The sequence below is a fragment of the Gordonia sp. UBA5067 genome, from assembly GCF_002414845.1.
Taxonomy (GTDB): domain Bacteria; phylum Actinomycetota; class Actinomycetes; order Mycobacteriales; family Mycobacteriaceae; genus Gordonia; species Gordonia defluvii.
The window spans coordinates 80,378-86,781 of the sequence record NZ_DIAX01000010.1 but is presented as its reverse complement, the minus strand read 5'-3'; the positions used below and the strand labels follow the sequence as shown (position 1 = coordinate 86,781).

Genomic DNA, 6,404 nt, shown 5'->3' with positions numbered 1-6,404 from the left:
GCGAGCAGTTGTAGGCCAGCAGCTGGTCGGGGAACTCGCTCTTCACGGCCTCGGCGAACTTCTTGGCGACCTCGAGATCGGGCTTGCCGGTCTCCATCCAGATGAGGTCGGCGTACGGGGCGTAAGCCTTGGCACGCGCGATGCAGGGATCGATGCCGTTCTTGATGCCGTAGAAGCCCTCCGACGTGCGGGTGCCATCAAGGAAGGGGCGGTCACGCTCGTCGACATCAGAGGTCAGCAGCGTTGCGGCCTCGGCATCGGTGCGGGCGATGACGACGGTCGACGTGTTGGCGACGTCGGCGGCCAGGCGGGCCGCAGTGAGGGTGCGGATATGCTGCTGGGTCGGGATCAGCACCTTGCCACCGAGGTGGCCGCACTTCTTCTCCGAGGCCAGCTGGTCCTCCCAGTGGGTACCGGCGGCACCTGCGGCGATCATGGCCTTCTGCAACTCGTAGACGTTGAGCGCGCCACCGAAACCGGCCTCGCCGTCGGCGACGATCGGGACCAGCCAGTTGTCGACGGCCTGGTCGCCCTCGACGCTGGCGATCTCATCAGCGCGCAGCAGTGCGTTGTTGATGCGGCGGACGACGGCCGGAACCGAGTTGGCCGGGTACAGCGACTGGTCGGGGTAGGTGTGGCCCGAGAGGTTGGCGTCGCCGGCGACCTGCCAGCCGGACAGGTAAATGGCCTTGAGACCGGCACGCACCTGCTGCACGGCCATGTTTCCAGTGAGGGCGCCCAGTGCGTTGATGTAGCTGTCGTCGCCCTTGGTCACGCCTTCCCACAGGATCTCGGCGCCTCGGCGCGCGAGGGTGTGATCCTCGACGACGGTGCCCTGAAGCTCGACCACCTGGTCGGCGGTGTAATCGCGCGTGATGCCCTTCCAGCGGGGGTTGGTATCCCAGTCCGCTTGGATCTCAGCGGCGGTGCGTGGCTTTCCGACGTTGCTCATTAGTGCATTCGCTTTCTTCTACTTTCGAAAGGCCGAAGCGGATTGCGAAGAATCCGAAGCCTCTAGGCGGTGCCTGATGCAAGGGTGCCACAGAACAAACACGCAGGTCCATTCGGTGCTGGGTGTAAATTTGAGCCATCTTTTGCCGGAATTTTGCAAAGTTTGCGAAACTACGCCTGTGAAAGCCGCGGTCGGGGGGCTTAAAAAGTACGCCCGTACTGGGATTTCTTCCGCACACCGACCGGCCGGCCGCGGTGCGGCCCGCCGAGGACCTCGGCCTGCGCCCACACCTCCCCGACGCAGTATGCAACCGGTCACACTCGTCGCGTCGCCCCCGGTGCGAACGCTCAGCGCTGCGCCGCGGCCGCGAGTGCCTTGCTGAACAACTCGACGAACTCCTGGTCCGACATCGGCTCGGCAACCTCGGGAAACGGTGTCGCGAAGGGAGTCGAGTCGCCGGCCACCGTCACCGCAATCGTGTAGTCGCCGGTCGCCGCCGGCCCCGGCGTGCGCGCCGCGGCATAGGCGGCGAACGACACCGCCCGCGAGGTGGCGCCGTCGGGCAGGGTGGTCGTGGTATCGGTCCGGACGACGAACATCTGCGCAATCGCTAGCCGACCGAGCCGGCCGAGCCGGCCGGGCGCCACGCCGTTGAGAATCGGGGGCGCCAGCCTGCGGTGCTCAGCGGTGACGACCGCACCCGCACGGGCGCCGCCGACGATCGTCGTACGCGTCGTCGCACAGGCACCGGTTCGTTCGCGTACATCAGCGTCAATGTCACGGGTACCGGCGAAAACGAGGTTGCTCAGCGCCGCCGCCGAGCTGCGCGCGGCGAGCACCGCCGCATTATCGTCGTCGAGTCGTTTGTTGAGATCGGCGTCGGCGGTGGGCCGGCATTCCAGCGGTGCGATCGGGGCCCGCGACGCGGCCGCCAGCGGACCCGCGTTGGCGGCCACCAACTCGGCCACTGTCGCGGCGACGGCGGTGAACCCGGCCGGCAAGGCCGTGGGCGCCAGGAGCATCGACGCAGGTTTGGGCGGACTCGGGTCTACCGTTGGGGAACAGCCCACCAGCCCGGCGGCCACGACCACGGCGGCCACCGCCGACAATGTTCTTGGAGAACCCATGCGCGACACCGTACCGGCAACCACATGACCAGTTCACCGTCGCCGGCCAAGGGTAACGATGTGCGCCGGCCCGCTGGCCAATACGTCGGCTCCCGCCTCCGGGCATTGCGGGCCGAACGCGGTCTCTCACAGGTTCGCCTGGCCGCCGATCTCGGCATCTCAGCGTCGTACCTGAACCAGATCGAACATGACACCCGGCCCCTCACTGCCCCCGTGCTGGGCCGGATCTCCGAGGTGTTCGGGATCGACGCCCGGTTCTTCGACCCGCAAGACGACATCCGGCTCGTCGCCGAACTCCGTGAAGCCCTCATCGAAGAGCACGTGGAAGCGGCCGAGACCGCGACCGACCCCCAAGAGCTCGCCGACATGGTGGCCGCGCACCCGGCCATCGCCGAAGCGGTCGTCAACCTGCACCGCCGCTATCGAGTCGCGACCGATCAGCTCGCCGCAGTCATCGACGAGCGCGGCGACCGCAGTATGCGGGGGTCGATCAGCGCCCCCCACGAAGAAGTGCGCGACTTCTTCTCCGCGCATCACAACTATTTCCACGACCTCGATGTCGCCGCGGAAGAGATGGTGACCCGGATGCGCATGCACTCCGGCGACGTCCGGGCCGAAATCGGCAACCGGCTCGAAACCGTGCACGGAGTGCAGATCGTCCGGCGGGTAGACCTGGGCGACGACGTCCTGCACCGCCTCGACGCCCACACCGGCCGACTCGAAGTCTCCGCGGCACTGGGTCCCGGGCAGCGGACGTTCAAACTCACCTCCGAACTGGCCTACCTGGAGTACGGCGACCTGATGCGCAAGCTGGTCGAGGAGGCGAACTTCACCTCCGACGATGCCCGCACCCTCGCGATGTCGGGGCTGGCAAACTACGTCGCCGCCGCCGCCGTCATGCCCTACGAGCAGTTCCACGGTGCAGCCGAGGACTTCCGCTACGACATCGAACGGCTCTCCGCCTTCTATTCGCTGTCCTACGAAACGATCTGCCACCGGCTCTCGACACTGCAACGTCCCAACCTGCGGGGCATACCTTGGTCCTTCGTCCGTGTCGACCGGGCCGGCAACATGTCGAAACGCCAGTCCGCCACCGGTTTTCACTTCTCCGCCAGTGGCGGCACCTGCCCGCTGTGGAACGTGTACGAGACCTTCGCCTCTCCCGGCAAGATCCTCACCCAGGTCGCGCAGATGCCCGATGGCCGCGAATACTTCTGGGTGGCGCGCACCGTGGAGCGGCGCGCCGCACGCTTCGGCCAGCCGGGCAAGACCTTCGCCATCGGGCTGGGCTGCGAACTGCGCCACGCGGGTCGCGTCATTTACTCCGACGGCCTGGAGATCGGGCCGCAGGCGCGGGTCACCCCCATCGGTTCGGGCTGCCGGACCTGTGAGCGCGTGCAATGCCCCCAACGCGCGTTCCCCCCGCTGGGCGTGCCGCTGCACATCGACGAACATCGCAGCAGCATTTCGCCCTACGACGCCTGATTCCCGCCGACTGTGCCCAGAATTTCGCCGACCAGACCCTAGATCTGAGAACAGTCGTCACCCAGACGTTCTATTCTGTAGTCACACTTCACGGCTGTGTAGAGGCAGGTGAAATGAGACCGCTACCGCTCGCCCTCGTCGCGCTCACCGCCATGACTCTTGTGCTCGGCACCGCACAGCCGTTCCCGCCCGCGGCGAACGCAGAGCCGTTCAATGTCGCCCCGGCGCCGCCGGCGGTGCGGGACTTCATGAACAGGGCCGTGCCACCGCCCCGTGTCCCCCGCCCGATGCGCCCCGATCCGCGTGCCGCGTCGCCCACAATCGACCGGCAATCCCAAGCCCTTCGGGCCGCCCTCCTCCCCTCCCCGACTGGTGACCCCTTCTTCGACCGGTGGCCGGCAAACCTGGCCCGGATGCGCCCCGGCACCGTCCTCACGGTTCGGACCGTCACACCCACCGCAGGTCCCGCGCTCGACCATCCCATTCGGCGAGCAGTGCAACTCAAGTTCGCCACCACCGATTCCCACGGCGCACCCTCGGTCGGCACGGCCACCCTGGTCTACCCGACGGTCCGCTGGCCCGGCCGCAAACCGACGCCGGTGCTGGTGAACAACGTCGCGATCGATTCACTCGGGATGCGGTGCACACCGGGCTACACGATGTCCCACGTGCGCGACGCGGGCACCAACGCCCCCGACCGGGTGCCGCCGACGATCCAGTGGGCACTCGACCGCGGCTTCATCGTGCTCGTTCCCGATCACGAGGGAGCCCGGATGGCTTACGCCGAGCCGATTGCCGCCGGCCGGGTGGTGCTCGACTCCATCCGGGCGATGCTCAACCAGGACGACCAGACCGGCGGCAACCTCGGTATCGGCACCGCACCACTGGTGATGTCCGGGTTTTCCGGTGGCGCGATCGCGGCCCACGGGGCGGTGAAGGAGCTCGACCGCTACGCGCCTGAGCTGACCGGCCGAATCCTCGGCACCGCGCTCGGCGGCCTCCCCGCCGACTTCGCCATGCTGCCCGGGTCGATGAATGCGAATTTGGCCACCGGCGTGCTCCACGTCGCAACACTGGGAATCATCCGGGAGCGCCCCGAACTGCTAGCCGACGCGAACAACCTCGCACAGTGGATGATGATGTCCCCGATCAAGGACGCGTGCACTGTGCCGGCCGGACTGCTCGGTCCGACGATGTGGCCGATGCAACTGCTTTCCAAGAGCGGCGATCCATTCCACTCCCCCTTGGCCAAACAGTTGTATGCGATTACCGCGATGCGCGGGATACCGTCCGCCACACCGCTTTTCGTGTATCACGGCACGTTTGAGTGGTGGGTGCCCGCCGCTGGGGCACGACAGTTCGTCGCCGAGCAGTGTCGGCTCGGCGTCTCCGTCGAGTACCACGAGTTTCCCGCCGAACACTTCGGCAGTGCCTTCCTCGGCTATCCCGACGCGCTGACCTGGTTGGCGTCGCGGGTCAATCGAACCCCGTTCCGGCCGTCGGTGATTCCCCGCACGATCAGCGGCTGCGCGAACTGAGCACGCGCCGATGCCCGGGTCCGCCATCCGCGGCAAACGCCACCCCCGCCACCGCGCGCCTCGCTACGGTTGAACGCCATGAGCACTCCACGCATCGAACCCGGCGGCTTACGTGAACTCGGCTTGTTCAACTGGGTTTTCGCCCGCGGGGCCTCGAAGGTCCAAGGCGTCGACGACGCGCACATCTTCTCGACGCTCGGTCGGTCCAAAGGGCTGTTCCGCGGCTGGCTGTACTACTCGTCGCGAATGATGCCGTTCGGCAAGCTGTCCCGCAAAGACACCGAGATGATCATCATTCGCGTCGCACACCTGCGTTCGTGCGACTACGAGATGGATCACCACCGCAAACTCGGCAAACGCGCGGGGATCGACGAGGCGACGATGGGGCGGATCCTCGAGGGCCCCGACGCCGGGTGGGGGGACCGGGAGCGATCGCTCCTACTCGCCGTCGACGAGATGGTGCAGGCCCGGGATATCTCGGACCCGACGTGGGCCGGGTTGGCCCGCCACCTCGACGAGCCGAAACAGATATCCCTCGTCCTGCTGGTCTCCCAGTACGACTCGCTCGCCACGACGCTGGGCGTCCTGCGCGTGCAGCGCGACGCCTGACCGGCGAATCGGACAGACCCGAGCCATGGCCACCCTCGCCCAACGCTTCATGACCAACCCGGTGTTCTCCGCAGTCTATGAGGGATTGTGGCGTCCGGCGTTCACCCGGCTGTTCAGCCTGGGTGGGCCCGGGACCGCCGAATTCGACAAAGCCCTCACGGCCTACCTCGCCCGCTCCGGCGACCGCACCATCCTGGACGTCGCGTGCGGACCCGGGCTGTACACGCGACGCTTGGCCGCCAACTTGACAAGCGACGGACGCTGCGTCGGCATCGACTTTTCCGGCGCCATGCTCGCGCAGGCGGTATCTAAGCCGCTTGCGCGAACCTCGTACGTCCGAGGCGACGCGCACCACCTCCCGTTCCGGGACGGTGCTTTCGACACGGTGGCCTGCTTCGCCGCGCTCTACCTGATCCCCGACCCGCTGCCCGTCGTCGACGAACTCGTCCGGGTCACCCGCCCAGGCGGAGAAATCGCGATCTTCACGTCGGTCACCACGCCGGTATCGCAACTTCCCGGGGTCGAAACCATCGGCAAGCTGGCCGGATTCCACTTTTTCGGCCGTCACGAGATCACTGATCGATTGCGCGCGGCCGGGGTCACTCGCATGGAACACACAATTGTCGACCAGGGGCAATTCGTCCTTGCCACCAAGGACCAAAGTTAATTAAGGCTAGCCAAATTAGGGTGACA

Annotated in this window: 6 protein-coding genes; 4 read left to right on the top strand and 2 right to left on the bottom strand. The window is 66.9% G+C overall.

Going from position 1 to position 6,404, the window contains the following annotated elements:
* On the bottom strand, positions 1–952 hold a 952-nt coding region (gene aceA / locus B4M62_RS02005), incomplete at its 3' end, for an isocitrate lyase (protein ID WP_290704398.1).
* A gap of 347 nt (positions 953–1,299) precedes the next feature.
* Positions 1,300–2,079 carry a hypothetical protein gene (locus B4M62_RS02000; protein WP_290704396.1) on the bottom strand — a complete coding sequence of 260 codons (780 nt, stop codon included), beginning with the start codon at positions 2,077–2,079 and terminating at the stop codon, positions 1,300–1,302.
* Between the two features lie 24 nt (positions 2,080–2,103).
* Here B4M62_RS02000 and ramB point away from each other — a divergent pair, with 24 nt between their 5' ends.
* The 4 genes from ramB to B4M62_RS01980 all read left to right on the top strand — a co-directional run bounded on the left by ramB (position 2,104) and on the right by B4M62_RS01980 (position 6,378).
* The gene (gene ramB / locus B4M62_RS01995; RefSeq protein ID WP_290704393.1) at positions 2,104–3,564 is read left to right on the top strand and encodes an acetate metabolism transcriptional regulator RamB; all 1,461 of its coding nucleotides are present in this window, start codon (positions 2,104–2,106) and stop codon (positions 3,562–3,564) included.
* Between the two features lie 113 nt (positions 3,565–3,677).
* A complete protein-coding gene (locus tag B4M62_RS01990) occupies positions 3,678–5,102 on the top strand; it encodes a lipase family protein (RefSeq protein WP_290704390.1) in 1,425 nt (474 codons plus the stop codon).
* A gap of 78 nt (positions 5,103–5,180) precedes the next feature.
* Positions 5,181–5,711: a carboxymuconolactone decarboxylase family protein gene (locus B4M62_RS01985; protein ID WP_290704387.1), complete on the top strand. Its 531-nt coding sequence runs from the start codon at positions 5,181–5,183 to the stop codon at positions 5,709–5,711.
* Positions 5,712–5,736: 25 nt separating this feature from the next.
* Positions 5,737–6,378: a class I SAM-dependent methyltransferase gene (locus B4M62_RS01980; RefSeq protein ID WP_290704384.1), complete on the top strand. Its 642-nt coding sequence runs from the start codon at positions 5,737–5,739 to the stop codon at positions 6,376–6,378.
* The last annotated feature ends 26 nt before the right edge of the window (positions 6,379–6,404 follow it).

Coding starts and splice junctions, on each gene's coding strand:
- B4M62_RS02000 (WP_290704396.1), bottom strand. CDS start 2,079: ATGGGTTCTCCAAGAACATTGTCGGCGGTGGCCGCCGTGGTCGTGGCC.
- ramB (WP_290704393.1), top strand. CDS start 2,104: ATGACCAGTTCACCGTCGCCGGCCAAGGGTAACGATGTGCGCCGGCCC.
- B4M62_RS01990 (WP_290704390.1), top strand. CDS start 3,678: ATGAGACCGCTACCGCTCGCCCTCGTCGCGCTCACCGCCATGACTCTT.
- B4M62_RS01985 (WP_290704387.1), top strand. CDS start 5,181: ATGAGCACTCCACGCATCGAACCCGGCGGCTTACGTGAACTCGGCTTG.
- B4M62_RS01980 (WP_290704384.1), top strand. CDS start 5,737: ATGGCCACCCTCGCCCAACGCTTCATGACCAACCCGGTGTTCTCCGCA.